Genomic DNA, 19,365 nt, shown 5'->3' on the forward strand with positions numbered 1-19,365 from the left:
GGATATCCAATTATTGTTTTGTCTGCTCCAGAACGATTCCAAAAACAAACCAATTGTCAAAATACCTAGGCGTACCCAATCATGTAGGAATAGGGCTGTAGTTAATAGCAATAGTATTCCAGTTATAGCTAGCCAGGGGCTTGCTTTAGGCCATTTTTTGGCTGTCAATTCTGAACACAAACAGATGCCAAAAAGACTAAACAGTAATGCCAGATTAATTAATGTTTCTCCAGTGAAGCTTAAGAGCATATCCTTTGTTTTATTCTCATCTGTGACGCTGGCGATGTGCTTGTCGGACTTGCCGTTGGTGAGAGGCCATTGAGTAACAATTCCTCTGGTTTAAAGCCCATTTTGTTACTTGTTGCTGTGCTTTTTCTTCACTTAATTCTGCGGCTAATTTTTGAATGGTGGGATATTGGAATAAAGTGGTAATTGTTGTGAGCCGATTATGAAAAATTTCTACAAGTTTTTCATAAACTTGCATGAGTAACAAAGAAGTACCACCCAAATCAAAAAAATTCTGAGTGATGGATACTGCTTCCAATTGTAAAATATCTTGCCAGACCTGAGCAATCTGTTTTTCTGTCTCAGTTTGTGGCAAAACTATTTCACTTGTCAACAAGGGCAGCGATCGCTTAGGAACAGGAAAATTACGCCGATCTAGTTTGCCGGTGGGAGTAAGGGGCATCTCCTCCAAAAACACTATAGCCGTCGGCACCATATAATCAGGCAAATTGGATCGTAAATGACGATGTAGGATTAATTCTAGGTCATTAGTAACTGCCTCGTTTAAGGGGACAACATAAGCTACTAAACGCTTATTACCGGGTACATCTTCTCGCAGAATTACTGCACACTCCCGCACCATCGGATGTTGAGATAACAACCCTTCAATTTCCCCTAATTCAATGCGAAATCCTCGCAACTTCACTTGACGATCGGCACGTCCCAAGTGCTGAATATTACCATCTGGCAAATAGCGAGCTAAATCTCCGGTTTTGTAAAGACGACCAGGGCCAAAGGGATTAGCAATAAACCGCTCCTGGGTGAGGTCAGGACGGTTAAAATAACCTCTAGCAATTCCTTCGCCACCAATGTACAATTCCCCTTCAGCGCCGATGGGTACTAATTGATAAGAGCGGTCTAATATATAAATTTGAGTATTGTGGATGGGACGACCAATTGGGGGTAGAGTCTGCCAATCTTGGACGTTATTTGATAGGGTAAAAGCTGTCACATCTTGGCATTCTGTGGCTCCATAATGGTTGTGCAAAATGCAGCCGCTTTTCTGGAAGAATTCAGCGATCGCCGGCACAATCAGCAATTGTTCCCCCGCTGTCATTACTTCCCGCAGCGGTAGGGATCTACCTTTAGCAATTTTTGCTAATTGCTGAAGTGCGGCAAAAGGCAAATAAATTTTTTCAACACCTTGGGTCAATATAACATTGAATAAAGCTTCGGGGTTGCGTCGCTGCTCTTCGGAAATCAACACTAATGTTCCGCCAGAACACCAGGTAGAAAAAATTTCATGGAAGGAGATATCAAAACTTAGGGGAGCAAATTGTAGCGTTTTGGCGGGAGTGACCCGATTATGCATATGCCAGTCAATTAGATTAACCAGTGGTAGATGTTCCATCATCACCCCTTTGGGTTTGCCGGTGGAACCAGAGGTGTAAAGAACGTAGGCTAAGTTATGTGGCTGAACTGAACTAACTGGATTGTCCTTACTTATTTGTGATATTTTATCCCATTCGCGATCTAAATCAACGACAGTATATCCCTGAGCCACAGGGGCAATTTCTGAGTAAGTTTCTAACAATTTTCCGGTAGTTAATAGCAGATACACCTGGGCATCTGCCAACATATAGGCAAGGCGATCTGGGGGATAGGAGGGATCGAGGGGAACATAAGCGGCACCTGCTTTGAGAACCGCTAATAGTGCTACAACCATTTCTAGGGAGCGCTCAATACAAATCCCTACTAAAGTTTCTGGTTTAACTCCTAATCTCTGTAGGTGATGAGCAAGTTGATTAGCTCGTTGATTCAGTTGTTGATAAGTTAGTTTTTCATGGCCGAATACTACTGCCGTTGTATCTGGCGTTTGTTGCGCTTGTTCCTCGAACCAATGATGAATACACCAGTCTCGCCTGTAATCAGTTTCGGTATGATTCCAGGCTTCTAATAATTTTTGTCCCTCAGTGTTAATCAAGACAGGTAAAACAGGAATTTCTTCCTTGTAGTTAACTATGCCTTGTTCACCAAAGTTGGGCGGCAATAAATTCGCCATTACTACTACCATACAGTGAACAATCTTTAGACTAAGTTTTGTTTTTTTATTGTTGTCTTTTTGTGAGTAAAGCACAATGTAACGTTTTTGTCAACACCAATTCTAAACTTTTGCATAGTCTCTTTTGAGTTTTTCATGGTTTTTTCTTTTATCTGGAGCCAGAAAGGTAGCCCAGAAACCACCTGAGTTCGATACCCCTACCCGATCTATATTGTCAATAATCAACAATTATTGACAGTATTTTCTCTTGGATTGCAAGTCTCTAACTCTCTTACAACCTGCTTTATAGCTGATTTTCTTACGTCGAACTCAGGTTAAATGAATCAGGACTTACGCAAAGCTTCTGTAGGGTGCCGTTCCGTGCGGCAACGCACCAATATATTGGTGCGAATCAGACAATAGCGCGGTTACACCGTTTCCGGCAGCAAGCAGACCACCCGGAACCCGAAGAATTCATACTTACGGGCGGGGTTGCCTTGGCAGCGATAGGCGGAACGACAGTTTACCGGATAGTCGAACCACGAACCACCCCGTAGTACATTCCTGATTTTTTCCTGACGTTTTTCCGTAGTTTCATCAGTCGGTACAGCAAGATAATTATGATAACTATCTTGCCAAATATCTTGGCACCATTCCCAAATATTTCCATGCATATCGTAGAGTCCAAAAGCATTCGGTGGAAAAGTGCCAACCTCGGTAGTTTTGCCTCGATAAAGTCCTTTTGACCCGTCACCATAAGTGTAGTTGCCATTGTAATTGGCTAGATCGGTGGTAATAGTTTCGCCAAAATAAAATGGGGTTTTTTTGCCATCAAAGCTGGAGAAATTCCTGGTAAATTCAAAAAATCTGGGGAAAGCTCGTAGCCGCAATTAGAACAAAACTGGGCTGATTTCTTAATATTGGTGGTTTCGCAAGCCACCAATCCAATTCATTACTTCATTAAGAAACCCGGTTTCTTCAAGAAACCGGGTTTCGGCGGTGTAGCTAATTAACTCACCGGCACCGATTCTTTGGCCAAAAACTTCTCTAATTCCGTTAAAGCATCGGCGTCAACTTTAGTCTGCATGGGGCAGAATTTCGGGCCGCACATGGAACAGAATTCGGCGGTTTTGTAGATATCAGCGGGCAAGGTTTCGTCGTGATATTCCCGGGCGCGATCGGGGTCGAGGGCTAACTCAAACTGACGGTTCCAATCAAAGTTATACCGGGCAACAGAAAGCTCATCGTCGCGATCGCGGGCTCCCGGACGATGCCGTGCAATATCTGCCGCATGAGCCGCAATTTTATAAGCAATTAAACCATTGCGTACATCTTCCGCATTCGGTAAACCCAAATGTTCTTTCGGGGTCACATAGCACAACATAGCTGTCCCGTACCAACCAGCCATTGCCGCACCGATCGCCGAAGTAATATGGTCATAACCGGGGGCAATATCTGTCACCAATGGACCGAGCACATAGAAAGGCGCTTCCGAGCATTCTTCCATCTGCTTCTTGACATTAAATTCTATTTGATCCATAGGCACATGACCCGGCCCTTCCACCATCACCTGCACATCATGTTCCCAAGCCTTACGGGTCAACTCACCGAGGGTTTTCAATTCTGCTAACTGAGCATCATCAGAAGCATCATGGGTACAACCCGGACGCAGGGAATCACCTAAACTAAAAGAAACATCATATTTCTTAAAAATTTCGATGATATCGTTGTAGTGAGTATAGAGGGGATTTTGCTTATGGTGATGCAACATCCACTTGGCCAAAATGCCGCCGCCGCGAGAAACAATTCCCGTAATTCGACTTTTCACCAAAGGCAAATGTTGAATTAAAATCCCTGCGTGAATGGTCATGTAATCCACCCCTTGCTGGGCGTGTTTTTCAATTACATGGAGGAAATCATCAGCGGTCAGATTTTCCATTTTGCCATAGACACTTTCCAAAGCTTGATAAACTGGAACCGTGCCAATGGGAACCGGGGAAGCATTAATAATTGCCGTGCGAATTTCGTCTAAGTTACCGCCACCAGTGGACAGATCCATCACGGTATCTGCACCATATTTAATCGATAACTTTAGCTTGTCCAATTCTTCTTGAATATTAGAAGAGTTGGGAGACGCGCCAATATTTGCATTCACCTTACATTTAGAAGCAATGCCAATACACATTGGCTCTAAATTCGTGTGATTAATATTAGCGGGAATAATCATTCTGCCCCGGGCAACTTCTTCTCTAATTAGTTCTGGGGGCAAATTTTCTCGTTTGGCGACATAAGCCATTTCTTCGGTAATGAAACCCTGACGGGCGTAATGCATTTGAGAAACATTACTTTGTCCGCGTCGTTTAGCAACCCATTCTGCTCTCATATTTGCATTCCTCGATAAATAGCTTCCCTACGCTGGTATTACCCAGTCTCAGGTTCTAAGGGACTATCTCAGCCTCAACGACGAGGCACCCCTAGCTTAATTTCGGATTGTAGCATCGACTGTGGACTGGGTGAGAATCGTCCCCAATATTTTCATATTTCGTTACGGTCTGGTGGGGAGCGGGGGAGCGGGGTGTGGGAGGTGTGGGGCCGCCATCGGTGTGGGGTGTGGGGTGTGGGGTGTGGGGTGTGGGGGGAAGAGAGAAAAGAGAATAGAGAAAAGAGAATAGAGAATTTTCCTATGCATCCTATGCATCCTATGCATCCTATGCATCCTATGCATCCTCTTCCCCTACACCCTACACCCTACACCCTACACCCTCTCGAACCCTACACCCTACACCCTACACCCTACACCCTACACCCTACACGACGGCGGCTTCCCCCCACACCCTACTTGATCTCCTAGCAGATTTGGCGATAAAATAAAGTTTTAAACTCATGCGATCGCACAAATTCTCTAAAATTCTCTAGAATGGGGTTAAACTCTAAGCGTGCTATTAACGGATAATTTACCTTTAATCGTCTGTTTAACGGTGCTTCACTGTGCGGTGGGTACGGCTGCGGGGTTGTTGGCCAAACGTAAAGGGAAAAATTTTCCTCTGTGGCTGTTGTAATGCCATCCGGCACGCTGCGCGAACGGTTTGATTGGCGGAACTTTTGCCTTAATTGCCGCTTTTTTCGTGCCAAGTAAACAGCCCCAAGAAAAATATTGAACAGTCATAAGAGAAATCTATAAATGTTTCACAAAAATTTAAACAGTATTACCGAACGTCTAGGCAATAGTCTCAAGCGAGATGTGCTGGTGCAAAAAACTTTATATGATATTCGGGATTTTTTGCAAGTAGATCGGATTGTTTTGTATTATTTTTATCGGCAGTGGAAGGGTCAAGTAACTGCTGAATCTTTGCGCGATCCAGAATTGTCTATTTTTGGCTCTACCGGCGCCGATGATTGTTTTAATGATGAATATGCAGCCCTATACCAAGCGGGAAGATATCGGGCGATCGCTGATGTTGAAATCGAGCCAATTCACGAATGTCATCTAGATTTTCTCCTCAGTATTCAGGTGAAAGCCAATTTAGTAGTGCCGGTTTTGGTGCATCAAAATCTTTGGGGTTTGCTAATTGCCCATGATTGTCAAAAACCCCATTATTGGTCAAATTCGGAAATAGAATTTATGCAAACACAAGCGCATATGTTGGCCATGAGTCCGGTACTGGTAAATCAGTCATAATCATTAAATATCCTTAATTAATCTATTACTTGCTGTGGGAATTTTTGGAAAAAATTAAATACATTCGGTAATTGTTGGCTGAGAAAATCCGCATCATGTCCCGCTGAGGCGATCGCATGATATTCTATGGTGATATTCTCCCCATGATGCTGCACCAATGCCTCATAAAATAGACGACTTTGTTCCGGGGGAACGATCGCATCATCGGTCCCATGAGCCAAATATAATGGCATCATCCATTCCGGCGATCTCCTTTGAGGATTATCGCGACCCGTCCACCGTTCGGGAAACTGATAAAATGAACCATAAACCGCAGTCATTAAGTTATCATTGGGCAGATTTTCTTGACTAAAATCTCCGGCCAAACTCGCACCAGCCACAAATAATCCGGGATTTTCTAAGGCAATTAAAGCCACCCCTCTGCCCCCGGTAGAAAATCCTAGCAAGGTATTATGAGAACCGGGTTTTAATAGGTGATGTCGCTGTTGCATTGTGGGAATAAAGCGTTCTTGGATAAACTTGCCTCCGGGTAAAGAATTCCACCTCATTTCTGTTTCTGGATAATAGGCACTTTCATAAATAGTCGTCAACATTTCTGGTAAAATTAAGGCATATCCATATTGATTGGCATATTCCGCCAACGGAGTATCTTCTACCCATCTAGTGCGGGGATAATTCCAACCGGGCAATACTAAAACCACGGGTAAAATTTGATGGCTATCAGAATTTTTGTTATAGTTGGGAGGAATATATAAATCATAAGGGACATCATCCACCATGAGATTTTTATTCCAGCCCGTTGTGGCTTCAGTGAGTTCTATTTTATGTAAATCTGCGGGATTTTCCCGGATAGGTTTTGGTGAATTTTCTCTGGTTGGCGAAATCATGGGCTGAATTTGTTGGTTAGTGGTCGATGTGGGGGCATTTTTCGCCACCTCAAATTGCGAACAAGCGGTGATCACAAAAAAGCATAGCCAGCTAATTCCTAAATAGTGAATTCCCTTGACCGAAAAATGTCTTAGAAGCGATCGCCGCTTTGAATAGTGATTCACAGTGGTTTAACCTTTGTTTTGCTTCTGCTGATGTGGCACACTGAAAAAAGATCCTGAAAAAAGATCCTGAAAAAAGATAAATATCCGGCTGAAGTCTTCGATCTGTTAGCGGTCACGCGCTGATGTTTCAGCCTGAATTTATCCTAAATTTATATTGTCCACCATTTAGCCTTATTTTAGCCATGTTAGCCATGTTATGTAGGGATGTCATTTCATCAAGGTGCGATCGCCCGTTTAAAATTAACCTGAAAATCAACGGCGGACATTCATCCGGCTGTATGCTGCACCGTTTGACCATGTATCGCTTATGATTGCTAGAAAGGCTCATCTAGATATTCTGATTAAAATTATGCAAAATACCGAATCATCTTTGAACAGTTTTACTAACCGTCTCCAGGAACTCGGAGAACACCATTGGCTAGACTTAGCGGAATATGGTTCAATTGGGGCATCGGCGATCGGTTCTATCGTCGCTGGGTTATCTGGACAAATGTTATTTTCCGCCACGCCGATCGTTTTTGCCTTAACCTTGAATGTATTAAATCGCCATCGGGTTGAGTTGCAAACCAGAGTGCAAAATACCGCCACGATCGCGGAGATGAATCAAATCGTTGATTCTTTGCAAAATACCGTCCAGTCCTTACCCCCTGCCCATAGATTTCAAGACTTAGAAGGAACGGTGACTAGAATTAGTGAAACCGTCGCTAACATCGAAGAATTTTTAGAGAAAACCTCCCCCCAAACAGGCCCAATGGATTTAATCACCATTCAGAAAGAATTTGCTATATTACGCCGGGGAATTATGCGCTTGCGCGACCATACAGAAGCCACTTTAGGCAATGTTCAACAAAGCATGATTAATGATATTTATGGACTCCGGCAGGCGATCGCTTCCTTGCAGGTTTCTCAAAATCAGGGTGTTTCTTCCGTAGCAATTCAGACGGAAGTTGCCCAACTCACTCAGGGCTTTAGCGAGTTACAAACGCAACTGCAAAAAATCGGCAATTTTCCAGCAACTCAAACCGTGGATATTGAACCATTGCAGCAACAAATCCTGGAACTTCAGCAACAAGTTTGCCAACTGCAACAACAAAATAAAGAAATTGTCAAACCCTATCTCAACCGCTTAACTCGCGCCGTGAAACACTTAAATAAACAGACCGTTAACTCCCGTCCGTAATCTGTTCCAGATTACCTTGATTGGCAAATACAGCCAATTAAGCCAATAAATGAAGCCAATAAATGAAGCCAATAAATATTCAATTTTAACCAGTAAATTAACGGCGGTTTTATATGGCAATTTAAGATATAGATAAATACCTGGCGATCGCCCCTGAGTTGCAATTAATTCAAACTCCCAAAAAAATATCCGACAAAAATATCCCTGATATCAAATCCGCTTTTCAAAAATAAACCACACCCGTCGGGGGTTAAAACCCCCGCCTCATAGCGCAAGCAACAACCCCGTCGGGGATTAAAATCCCGGCGTCATAGCGCAAGCAAGCAAGCGACAACCGTCGGGGGTTAAAACCCCCGCCTCATAGCGCAAGTCGGTTAAAACCGACTGAAATGCTTTTAATACCATTTACAAAAATTATTGCTACAATTGCGAGATTTATTTGAGTTGATGTAGGGGCGATCCGATGGCGGTGGTCGCCCCGTGAACCTACTGTTGCATTAATTTTTGTAAATTTTATAATATAAGCATCAAGAGTCGGTTTTAACCGACTTTAGCTATTAGCCAGGGAATTTATTCCCTGGCGGTTATTTGGGTGATTAGAGAATTTATTACCTGGCGGTTATTTGGGTGATTAGAAAATTCATTCCCTGGCGGTTAAAAACCTCCCATTTACCCTTTGACAATTGTTTGTAAACCAGCTACTAATCGCCCAATGCCTTCGGCGGCAGTTTCGGTTTGTAATGCCCCATAAGCCACCCGCAGATAACACCCTTTTTCAACCCCAAAAGTTGTCCCTGGCAGCACGGCAACTCTATAGTCACGAATCAACCTTTCTACTACAGTCATCGGGTCAAGATTTGTGTCAATTTTTAACAGAAAATAAAAAGCACCTTGGGCAGGTGGTACAATACAAAAATCTTGGATTTTGGCGAATTCAGTTAAGGCAATTTGGCGGGCATTAGCGATCGCCTCTAAATGCTGGTGACAATAGTTTACCCCTGCTTGCAGCGCCCCCATTGCGGCATATTGAGAAATCACTGGGGCACAAATTAAATTAGTATCTTGGATTTTTTGCACCGAAAGTAATAGCTTTTCGGGAATCACCATATAACCAATTCGCCAACTGGCAAATCCGTAAGCTTTGGACAAAGAATAAAGGGAAATTGTCCAATCTTGACCATCCGCAATGGCACCGGGAGAAAAGTGTTTTACTCCGTCATAGGTAAAATATTCATAAGCTTCATCGCTAATATGATAAATGCCATTTTCGCGACAAATTTGATTAATTTCTCGTAAGGCCGATTCGGGGTAAACTGCCCCGGTGGGATTATTGGGAGAAATCGTCACGATCGCCCGCGTTTTATCGGTAATTGCCGCCCGAATTGCATCGGGACGCAACTGATAATTTTCGTCGGTACTGACCAAAACCGCCCGACAAGAAGCGATCGCGATCGCCATTTCGTGATTAAAATAATAGGGAGTTTGCAGAATAATTTCATCACCGGGAGAAGCGATCGCCAAAACCGCATTGATAAACCCCATATTTCCCCCAGCAGTCACCACAATTGCCCGACCCGTCATGTCCATATCATTCTCTGCGGACAACTTATGCGCGATCGCATCATGCAAAGCCGGAATTCCCACCACCGCCTTATACTTATGATTATCGCGATCGGCAAAAAACTGACTAATTTGGGATTCCACCTCTGACGGTGGATCGTAATATACCACCCCTTGCGCCAGAGAAATCGTCCCAGGCGATCGGCGAATCAACTCCCCCACCACCGGAATAATCGGTGATTGTACCGCTTGCATTCTCGGCGTTTCTATATACATAATCTATTCACTAAGCTACTCAATATCTGCGATCGTATCAATATCTGCGATCGATGTTTACCGTCATCTCATCCGTTGCCACCAAAAGAGAAACCGGGTTTCTGTTTGGCGATCGGAGTTAAGTTCAGAATCCCCCAAAGAAACCCGGTTTCTGGTCTTCTACCACGGAGAACCAATCATCGTAAACCCAGACCAAAAATAAGGATGGGACAAATTCATATTTTGTAACCGCACCAACTCTGGGGGCAAAGTATTCTCATCAAAAGCCTTAGAACCGCGCAATTCATTGCCTTCCACTTGCACTTGATTATGAATCATTGCCACTTGTGCTTGACGCAAAGCCTCAGCCTTAATTGGGGCAGAATGAAGAAACTGATAAAACTCGGTCATTAAGCCCAAAGTCCCTTCATCACTCACATACCAAAGAGAAGCCAAAGCAGATTTTACCCCGGTACGAACCGCCAACCCAGCAAATCCTAACTCCGCCATTTCATCACCCACTGCGGTGCGACAAGCGGACAAAACCAGCAACTCAGTAGCGGGATTATTTAGCCCCAAATCGCGCAAATCGTCTAAGGGCAACTTATCATTCCAGAAATAAATGTATGTTTGGCTATTTTCCCCTGGGGTAAAATCAGCATGAGTGGCTAAATGGACAATCTCATAGCCATGATGTTCTCGTTCTTGCTGCAAATTTTCTCGCGTAAAATCCTGATTGAACAACTGAGTTCCTCGCCAAAGATTCTGGGTAATTAAATTCAACTCCAAAGATACTCCAGGTAAAGGATCTACATCCGGGAAGGTATCCGCCCCCATTGCCAAAACTTTTTTGCCTTGCAGTGGTTGATAATGAGCATCCATCAAGCTAACTGAAGGAATCAAACTCAGGCTATATTTTTCTACCAAAAACTGTTCACCATCATATAAAGCAGCAATGGGTAAACCCCGCAAACCGGCATCCATACTAAATAATATAGTATCAATTTCTGCTGCTTGTAATTGGGGTTCAATGGGGGCAATTAGCCACTGATAAAGTTGTTGGGCTGAAGCTAAATAACTGTTGCTACGCCGTTGACGCGGATCGGTAATTTCATTGCGAAACTCTTGCACTTGTTTGGTTAAAGCTTGACGATTTGCTTCGGGAACCGCTGCCCGAATTGGCGACCCATCAGCGGTGAATAATATCAGTTCTAATTGGTCGTCATAAGCGGTGACATAAACTACCGCAGGCTGGGTGCCCGTTTGCTCGGCCATGCTGCCTAAAATTTCTCGCGCTGAAGCAGTGGTAATCACCTGATTTTCGGCAGAACTGCCCAAAAAATCAGCAAATTCACTGGTGCGACTTTCTTCTATGGTTGAGATGCGATCTTCGATGGAAGTTTCCAGAATATTGCTAGTGAATACTTGCAGATTGTCTAGGTTTTGTGGTAAGTTAATTTCTGAATCACTATCATTAATATTCTGGTGATTTTCTGGATTAAATACCGGATTAAGACTTAGGTTATCTTGGGAAATAGAATTAGTTAATCCTGAATTGGTATTTTCAGAATTTAATCCCCCTTGATGAATATTGATTTCCCCAGTGTCCGTGTAAATTTCTCCCGTATTCACAACTCCTTCGGCGCTATTTACGGTAATATCCCCACTAGAAATTGCCCCAGTAGAAGTAATTGAACCAGTATTAATATCGTCTTGTGCATTGAGAGTAACATCCCCGGCAATTCCGGTTTCGGCGCTGGTTTCAATATCTCCCGTAGAAATTGCCCCTTCAGTGCTAGTAGCAGAAATATCCCCGCTATTAGTACCGCCTATGGAACTAATATCTCCAGTATTAATATCTTGATTTGCTGTCAAATCCACATCACCAGAGTTGCCGGTTTCTGCCACAGTTTCCAGGTTGGCTGTATTAATATTTCCCGTATCGCTGGTGACAGAAATATCGCCACTATCTATGGCTGCGATCGAGCTAATATTTAGAGTGTAAATATCGTTATTTGCCCGCACAGCAATATTGCCACTATTGCCATTTTCTGCAACTGTAGCAATATTCCCAGTAGTAACAGAACCGGCATTACTGTTGACTAAAATATTACCACTATTTTGGCCTGCTTGGGAGGTAATATTTCCGGTAGCAACATCATTTTGGGCTGTTACAGTCACATCGCCACTATTGCCATTTTGGGCAACTGTAGCAATATTACCAGTAGTAGCAGAACCAGCGTTACTACTGACTAAAATATTACCACTATTTTGGCCTGCTTGGGAGGTAATATTTCCGGTAGCAACATCATTTTGGGCATTCACCGCGACATCGCCACTATTGCCATTTTGGGCAACTGTAGCAATATTCCCAGTAGTAGCAGAACCGGCATTACTGTTGACCGAAATATTACCACTATTTTGGCCTGCTTGGGAGGTAATATTTCCGGTAGCAACATCATTTTGGGCTGTTACAGTCACATCGCCACTATTGCCATTTTGGGCAACGGTTGCCACATTCCCAGTAGTGGTAGAACCTTCTTGGCTACTTACGGAAATATCGCCACTATTTTCACCGGCTTGGGAGGTAATATCACCAGTTATAACATCATCTTGACCATCAACCGTAATATCACCAGAATCTCCTTGTGTAGCCTGAGAAGTAATATTTTTCGTAATCACGGAACCGTCTTCAGCGACTACGGTAATATTTCCCGAACCATCTTCACCAGCCGAAGTAAGATTGGCGGTTTGGATATTTCCAGAAGTGCCAAAACTGTTGATATTAATATCACCACTGGTGCCATTGGGGGCGATGGTTTCTAGGGAAGCAGTATTAACGCTACTGTCACCACTAATAATGGTAATATCCCCACTTTCAACCGGGCCGAATGTGCGGATATTTTGGGTATTGACGCTACTATCTGCGTGCAGGTAAACATCGCCACCTGTTCCGGTTTCTGAATAGGTTTCTAAATCTCCGGCAGTGGTGTCAATATTGCCATAACTGCGAATGGTAATATCGCCCCCTTCTGTTTGTCCCGCAGACCGGATGCCATGGCGGTTGGTATCGCCGCCCAAAGTGGTATTGCCACTGGTGGTAATTTGCACGTCACCGGCATTACTTTCTTGAGAAAAAGAGTGAATGGTTGCTTCACCAATATCGAAGTTGCCACCGGATTCTATGGCGATATTTCCCCCTTGTTGATTTCCCCAAGCACTGATATGAGAGGTATTGATATCATTGGCAGCTTCTAGGGTGACGTTCCCCGCATTTCCCGCTTGGGAAAATGACAAGATTGCCCCGGTATTAATCGCGCCATTGTTGCTAGTCAGGTCAACATTCCCCGTTCCTTGGGGTCCAAAGGCACTGATATGAGAGGTGGTAATATCTCCAGGGGCAGAAAGGCTGACGTTGCCACCCGTCCCCCCGCGAGAATAGGCGGATAAATTAGCCGAATTGTTCTCAAATATTGATGCAGTTTCTAATACAGATACATCGTCAGTGGGATCGATTTGGGCTTCTGCCGACAAATCGCCAACGGTGGTATTAATGGCCCCATTATGGCTGGTGATGGTGATATCTCCGCCCTGAGAGGATGCCGCAGAACCAGCAGAGGAAACCACAAAACCCGTGCGAATGTCGCTACTGGCATTTAAATTAATATGACCGGCACTGCCGCCAACAGACCGAGAGTTTAAAATCCCGGCGCTGGTATTAATGGCGCTATTGGTGCTTTCTAGGGTGATATCACCAGCATTGCCTGTGCTGTCGGGAATTTCTTCTGAACTTGGCGGTAGGAGAATATTCGTAGGCTCAAAACCCGACGAAGCAAAAATATCACTCGTCCGAATTTCACCGGGACTTCGCAAGACTACAGACCCGCCATTCCCATAGGAAGAATAAGCGTCTAAACGCCCCTGGGTGGTATCGATGAAACCAGTATCGCTGGTTAAAGTGATATCACCGCCACCAGTGCCACCAAAGGATGCAATCCCCGCTGTTTGAATGCTGCTTTCGGCAGTTAAGCTTACCGAACCTGCCTGTCCTTGCCAAGCGATCGCACTGATTTGTCCTTCAGAAGTATTAACGGCACCGTGATTGCTGGTGACAGTGATATCGCCACCTCGCGTATTACCCTGTGATTCAATGGCACGTACCCGAATATCCTCAGCCGCAGTGACGGCGATCGCACCGGCATTACCATTGAAAGACTTAGCCCAGAGTAAATCAGTGGTAATCTCTCCTGTGTTGCTGGTGAGGGTAATGCTGCCGCCATCAAACGCGGCATCAGTCCAGATCCGACCATCAATGGCAATATCGCCCTCAGCGGTCATGGTGACATCACCGCCATCTCCGACCAAACCAGTGGAGTCAATACCACCTGTCACCGTAATTTCTCCTTCAGCGGTCATGGTGACAGCCCCTCCGTCACCACCGGAGCCAAACGACTGAATATCATTTGCAGTAATATTGCCCGCTGCGGTCATGGTGACAACACCACCATTTCCTTGACTTGTATAAGAACTAAGATTTCCCGTGGCATGAATAGCACCATCCTCACTGGTCAGGGTAATATTGCCCGCATTGCCGGAACTTACCAAGGTGGAAATATCTTCGTTAACGGTAATATTTCCGGCGGCAGTCAGGGAGACGGCGCCGCCCCCAGATGTAGAAATCCCGGAGAGGTTATTACTGGCACCCCCCACGGTGACAGCCCCATTAGGCGAGTGGAAATATGCCCCACCACTGCCAGCGGATGCTTCTAAGTTATTTAGGGTAATGTTAATTGGGTCGGTCGCAGTGCCTATTCCCCCACTGCCATAAGTTTGGAAAGTTCCCCCATTGGCAGTAATTAGCGAATTCCGATCGGCGGAGAAAATATTGCCTCCGGGACTGATTACGGTGACGGTGCCGCTGGTGTTGAGATTTGCCAGAGTGATGTTGCCGACTTCAGCTAAGGTGCCCAGTTGCAGCAGGATATTGCCACTGCCGGAGTTGAGGCTGGTGCCGGGAGCCATTGTGATATTGCCGGTTCCAGGTTGGCGATGATTCAAGTCTGCTCCATTGTGGTTGGCTTCCAGGGTAATATTACCGTTGTTGCCAGAGGTGTCGATGTTGGCATTAATATTAATATTGCGCCCTGCGGCTAATGCTAAAGATTCAATGGAGTTGGCGACGATCGCTTCATTAACATTAATGTCGTTATGGGCTTGAATGGATATTTGACCCGTTTGACTATTTATATTATCGGCATCAGCGGTGGCCGACACGGATGGGTTATTCTCCCAGATATTGTCAGTTCCCCCATCATTAATTGAGATATTTTGTGGGCCGTTCAATTCGCCAATGGTAATGTTGCCAATATGAGCGGCGATCGTAATATTTCCATTTACGCCATTTTCCGATATAGCCTGAGCGTTAAGAGTCCCGGCACTGGTGTCAATATCGCCGAAATTAGTGGTAAGAGCAATGTTGCCACCTTGTTCAAAACCAGCAGAGATGACGTTTCCAGTGGCGATCGCATTTCCTGCGGTTAGAGTAATATCGCCCCCCGTACCATTGGGTGAAGAGCTACTCATCAGTGAGTTATAAATACTATTGCCACTACTTAACTGAATATTGCCTCCCGAGTTATCGCCTTCAGATGAAATAATATTTGTCTGAATATTCCCCAGAGCATTTAAAGTCACCGCACCCCCATCTCCTGTCAAAGAAGAAGAGTCAAGCTTATTAGTATTAATGCCACCGTTTTCGCTAGTCAGAGAAATATCTCCCCCTGCACCGCTACCATCGGAACTAGATGAAATAGTATATACCTGAATATCTTCAGCGGCATTTAGAGTCACAGATCCCCCATCTCCGGCCACAGAATAAGAATTTAGATCGGACAAGGAAACATCTATCCCACCGTTTTGGCTAGTCAAAGAAATATCTCCTCCTTTACCACTACCCTCGGAATAAGAAGAAATATCAAAAGACTGAATATTACCGAAAGCATTTAGGGTGACATTACCCCCATTTCCAGCTACAGAATAAGCGTCAAACCAATTAGCACTAATACCACCGTTTTCGCTAGTCAGAGAAATATCACCCCCGGCACCACTTCCCTCGGAATTAGATAAAATCCAACTTGTCTGAATATTGTTTTCAGCATTCAGAGTCACGGCACCTCCGTCTCCTGCCTCAGAATAAGATTCAACCCAGTTACTACTAATACCACCGTTTTCGCTAGTCAGAGAAACTTCTCCCCCTTGACCACTCCCATAGGAAGAAGAATAAATCGAATCTGCCTGAATATTTTCAAAGGCATTCAGGAGTACAGAACCACCATCTCCTGCGATCGAATAAGATTCGAGCAAACTAACATCAATGGCACCATTTTGGCTGGTCAGAGAAATATCTCCCCCTTGACCAATATCACCAACAGCAGATAAAATCCATTCTGCTTGAATACCATCCAATGCATCCAGAATAACAGAACCTCCATTTCCGCCAACAGAAGAAGAATTAATCCACAAAGAATTAGTCCCAATTCCACCACTGTAGCTGGTAATAGAAATATCTCCTCCTTCACCGTTACCCTCAGAATAAGAGTAAATCGACTCTGCCTGAATATTACCTTCAGCATTCAGAGTGACAGTACCCCCATCTCCTGCCAAAGATAAAGAGTAGAACAAAACAACATCAATGCCACCGTTTTCGCTCGTGACAGAAATATCTCCTCCCCGACCGCTACTTTGGGAGTAAGATGAAATTTCATAACCTTGAATATCTCCAAAAGCATCCAGGGTAATCAAACCTCCATCTCCTTCCACCGACGCAGAACCCAGCAAGTTAACATAAATGCCACCGTTTTCGCTCGTGACAGAAATATCTCCTCCCCGACCGCTACTTTGGGAGTAAGATGAAATTTCATAACCTTGAATATCACCGAAAGCATTTAAAGTGACAAAACCGGCATTGCCTGCCACGGAATGAGTATCCAAGACTGCATAACTCGCGGCAATCCCTCCCTGACTACTTGCTAGGGTAATACTGCCCGAATTTCCAGAATTTGTTGCAGTAGAAATACCCTCATTAACCGTAATATTTCCCACCGCTTCCAGTCTGAAATCTCCCCCATCAGTGATAGACATTCCGGTTAACTCATCAGTCACACCGCCAATCGTCACATCGCCATTGGGCACATTAAAAAATGCCCCACCACTGCCAGCCGTTGCTTCTAAGTTATTCGCTTCCAGACGCAAAGGTTCGGTTTCTAAACCAATACCTCCTGCCCCTACAGTTTGCAGTTGAACCGCACTGGCATTAATTAAAGAATCGTTATTAACCTGAGTAATATTTCCGCCATTAGCATTGACATTAACTAGACCGCCCTGCACTTGGTCAAGGGTAATATTTCCCACTTGTCCCAATTGACCTAAACTTATTTCAACATTACCTTGTCCAGCATTCAACGTTGTGCCAGATGCCATATTGATATTGGCTGCACCGGCATCCCGTTGAGCCACATTAGCGCTATCATTATTGCCTTTTAAAATAATATTGCCATTACTGCCAGATGTGTCAATATTTGCGTTGACATTAATACTCCGTCCAGCCCGCATTTCTAAACTGGAAACCGACCCAGTAACGATATCTTCACTGACCGCAATATCGTTGTTAGCTTCCAGAATCACCTCACCACTTAACCCGGTGATATCATCCGCATCAAAGGTGACTGTTGCCGAGGGATTTTCATTAAAATTATCATTGGCGGCTAAAATATCTGAACCACTATTAGCAATGGTGATATTTTTTGGATCGAAGAGGATAGTTCCAGGAATTCCTTGACTGGCACTGACATCCACATTTCCCCGGAATATTAAAGTATCTTTTCCAGATATTTCTACAAATCCGCCATTGCCACTATTTACCCCACCTGTAGCGGTAATATTGCCACTAAATTGGTTAATTCCGTCAGCCCAAACTATTACTCGACCGCCATTTCCTTGGTCTTGACTGTTGGCGGAAATTGAGGAGTTTCTGTCTACAAAAGTTTGTGAGGCATTGGGGACTATGCCGTTGCCTTGGTAGTCTCCACCGATTAATACTGTGCCGCCATTATTGATGCCATTGGCGTTAATCTCTGTGCCGATTAATGCTATTTTTTCGCCGAAAATATTGACCTGACCGCCGGTTTCTGCTGCTACATTTATTTCACCAGCAGGTAACACTAACCCGGTATCAGTATTCGGGTCTATGGTGACTGCTGAACTGGTTAAAGTAATGGTGCCATCAGCATTATGTTGCACTTGAGTGGCGTCAAGAATTTGACTGCCTCCGGTCAATAGTTCTGGTAGAGATAAAGGATTAATCACTCCTTGATTTAATCCCGGTGTGGCGATATCTAAACTTAGGATATTCCCCGGTTGACTAATTCTAACGATGCTTTCCCCAGGGACGGCAGCAATACTAATATTTCCTCCGGGAACGTTGAGATTTCCACTGTTGAGAATGCCGCCACCTAATAAGGTTAAATTTTGCCCGGAATTTAAGGTTAAGTCGCCAAAGTTAACTACCCATCCTGGTTGGGCTAAATCAAAGCTAAAATCAATGGGATTGCCGACTAGGTTTGCCCAGTTATTGTCGCCAATAGATTGGAACCAATTGTTATTGCCAAAGCCAATAGATGTGGCGGTGGTAGCGGTAAAATCTGCGGGTACATTTAGGCTGGCATTTGGCCCAAAGAGAATTCCCGCTGGGTTCATTAAGAATAAGTTAGAATTGCCGCCTGTGACTTGCAATATGCCATTAATTATGGAGGCATTACCGCCGACTACTCGCCCTAAAATGTTGTTGATTTCTGGGGATGATTGAAAGTTGGCAGTTTGCCCAGTATTAACCCCAAATTGGTCAAAACTATGAAATAAGTTTGCTCCATTTGATGAGGTTTGACCGCCAGTAATATTGATGATATTATCTTGTTGATTAACTATGGTGCCGGTGCCATCGGCTGCGGGGGTGATGGGTTGGGCATTCACCGGAATGGTCAGGGTTGTGGAAGCAATAATAACCCCTGAGATTAGCTTGATTTTGGCTTGATTTTGGTAGTTCATCTGGTTGATATTTCCTGATTTTTGCCGATTTTATTGGCTCGGATTGGGATTGTTTTGACTAATTTTTTAGCCAAAAAAGAGACTGGTGAACGGCAATTTGTCACCGAAAAAATTTAAGAATAAACGACAGGTATAGCGGTTACGATCTGGATGAATTACAGAGGTTTTCTGGATTCCCGCCTGCGCGGGAATGACAGAGAATGCAGCAGATTTGTAGGGTGGGCATTGCCCACAATGAAACATATATAGATTTGTAGGGTGGGCATTGCCC

10 protein-coding genes and 1 riboswitch are annotated in these 19,365 nt (G+C 44.3%); of the genes, 3 read left to right on the forward strand and 7 right to left on the reverse strand.

Annotated features, from left to right (window positions below; translation table 11 throughout):
• Positions 1-265 precede the first annotated feature (265 nt).
• The 4 genes from ABWT76_RS02460 to ABWT76_RS02475 form a co-directional block, all read right to left on the reverse strand.
• Complete coding sequence (locus ABWT76_RS02460) at positions 266-2,299, reverse strand: amino acid adenylation domain-containing protein (protein WP_082348970.1); 2,034 nt, start codon at positions 2,297-2,299, stop codon at positions 266-268.
• A 395-nt stretch (positions 2,300-2,694) separates the two neighbouring features.
• Complete coding sequence (locus ABWT76_RS02465; RefSeq protein ID WP_054468676.1) at positions 2,695-3,156, reverse strand: formylglycine-generating enzyme family protein; 462 nt, start codon at positions 3,154-3,156, stop codon at positions 2,695-2,697.
• A 119-nt stretch (positions 3,157-3,275) separates the two neighbouring features.
• On the reverse strand, positions 3,276-4,649 hold the full coding sequence (gene thiC / locus ABWT76_RS02470; protein WP_054468674.1) for a phosphomethylpyrimidine synthase: 1,374 nt from the start codon (positions 4,647-4,649) through the stop codon (positions 3,276-3,278).
• A 7-nt stretch (positions 4,650-4,656) separates the two neighbouring features.
• Positions 4,657-4,752, reverse strand: a riboswitch (TPP riboswitch).
• A gap of 497 nt (positions 4,753-5,249) precedes the next feature.
• A complete protein-coding gene (locus ABWT76_RS02475) occupies positions 5,250-5,432 on the reverse strand; it encodes a hypothetical protein (protein WP_156331937.1) in 183 nt (60 codons plus the stop codon).
• A 15-nt stretch (positions 5,433-5,447) separates the two neighbouring features.
• Between ABWT76_RS02475 and ABWT76_RS02480 the strand changes: the two genes are divergently transcribed.
• Positions 5,448-5,945, forward strand: coding sequence for a GAF domain-containing protein (locus tag ABWT76_RS02480; RefSeq protein ID WP_054468672.1), 498 nt, complete (start codon positions 5,448-5,450; stop codon positions 5,943-5,945).
• 17 nt (positions 5,946-5,962) lie between these two features.
• Here ABWT76_RS02480 and ABWT76_RS02485 read toward each other — a convergent pair whose 3' ends face one another.
• A complete protein-coding gene (locus ABWT76_RS02485; RefSeq protein ID WP_354635591.1) occupies positions 5,963-6,997 on the reverse strand; it encodes an alpha/beta hydrolase-fold protein in 1,035 nt (344 codons plus the stop codon).
• A gap of 122 nt (positions 6,998-7,119) precedes the next feature.
• Here ABWT76_RS02485 and ABWT76_RS02490 point away from each other — a divergent pair, with 122 nt between their 5' ends.
• Together ABWT76_RS02490 and ABWT76_RS02495 are read left to right on the forward strand one after the other, a co-directional pair.
• Positions 7,120-7,308 carry a hypothetical protein gene (locus tag ABWT76_RS02490; protein ID WP_156331936.1) on the forward strand — a complete coding sequence of 63 codons (189 nt, stop codon included), beginning with the start codon at positions 7,120-7,122 and terminating at the stop codon, positions 7,306-7,308.
• The gene (locus ABWT76_RS02495; RefSeq protein WP_354635592.1) at positions 7,305-8,177 is read left to right on the forward strand and encodes a hypothetical protein; all 873 of its coding nucleotides are present in this window, start codon (positions 7,305-7,307) and stop codon (positions 8,175-8,177) included. The genes ABWT76_RS02490 and ABWT76_RS02495 overlap by 4 nt, the downstream gene beginning before the upstream one ends.
• A 669-nt stretch (positions 8,178-8,846) precedes the next feature.
• On the opposite strand, the gene ABWT76_RS02500 is transcribed toward ABWT76_RS02495, so the two are convergent.
• Entirely contained in the window at positions 8,847-10,013 is a 1,167-nt protein-coding gene (locus ABWT76_RS02500; RefSeq protein ID WP_354635593.1) for a pyridoxal phosphate-dependent aminotransferase, read from the reverse strand.
• Positions 10,014-10,172: 159 nt separating this feature from the next.
• Positions 10,173-19,094, reverse strand: coding sequence for a CHAT domain-containing protein (locus ABWT76_RS02505; protein ID WP_354635594.1), 8,922 nt, complete (start codon positions 19,092-19,094; stop codon positions 10,173-10,175).
• Positions 19,095-19,365: the final 271 nt, after the last annotated feature.

The sequence above is a fragment of the Planktothricoides raciborskii GIHE-MW2 genome (assembly GCF_040564635.1).
Taxonomy (GTDB): domain Bacteria; phylum Cyanobacteriota; class Cyanobacteriia; order Cyanobacteriales; family Laspinemataceae; genus Planktothricoides; species Planktothricoides raciborskii.

Coding starts and splice junctions, on each gene's coding strand:
- thiC (WP_054468674.1), bottom strand. CDS start 4,649: ATGAGAGCAGAATGGGTTGCTAAACGACGCGGACAAAGTAATGTTTCT.
- ABWT76_RS02505 (WP_354635594.1), bottom strand. CDS start 19,094: ATGAACTACCAAAATCAAGCCAAAATCAAGCTAATCTCAGGGGTTATT.
- ABWT76_RS02500 (WP_354635593.1), bottom strand. CDS start 10,013: ATGTATATAGAAACGCCGAGAATGCAAGCGGTACAATCACCGATTATT.
- ABWT76_RS02475 (WP_156331937.1), bottom strand. CDS start 5,432: ATGACTGTTCAATATTTTTCTTGGGGCTGTTTACTTGGCACGAAAAAA.
- ABWT76_RS02480 (WP_054468672.1), top strand. CDS start 5,448: ATGTTTCACAAAAATTTAAACAGTATTACCGAACGTCTAGGCAATAGT.
- ABWT76_RS02460 (WP_082348970.1), bottom strand. CDS start 2,299: ATGGTAGTAGTAATGGCGAATTTATTGCCGCCCAACTTTGGTGAACAA.
- ABWT76_RS02490 (WP_156331936.1), top strand. CDS start 7,120: ATGTTTCAGCCTGAATTTATCCTAAATTTATATTGTCCACCATTTAGC.
- ABWT76_RS02495 (WP_354635592.1), top strand. CDS start 7,305: ATGATTGCTAGAAAGGCTCATCTAGATATTCTGATTAAAATTATGCAA.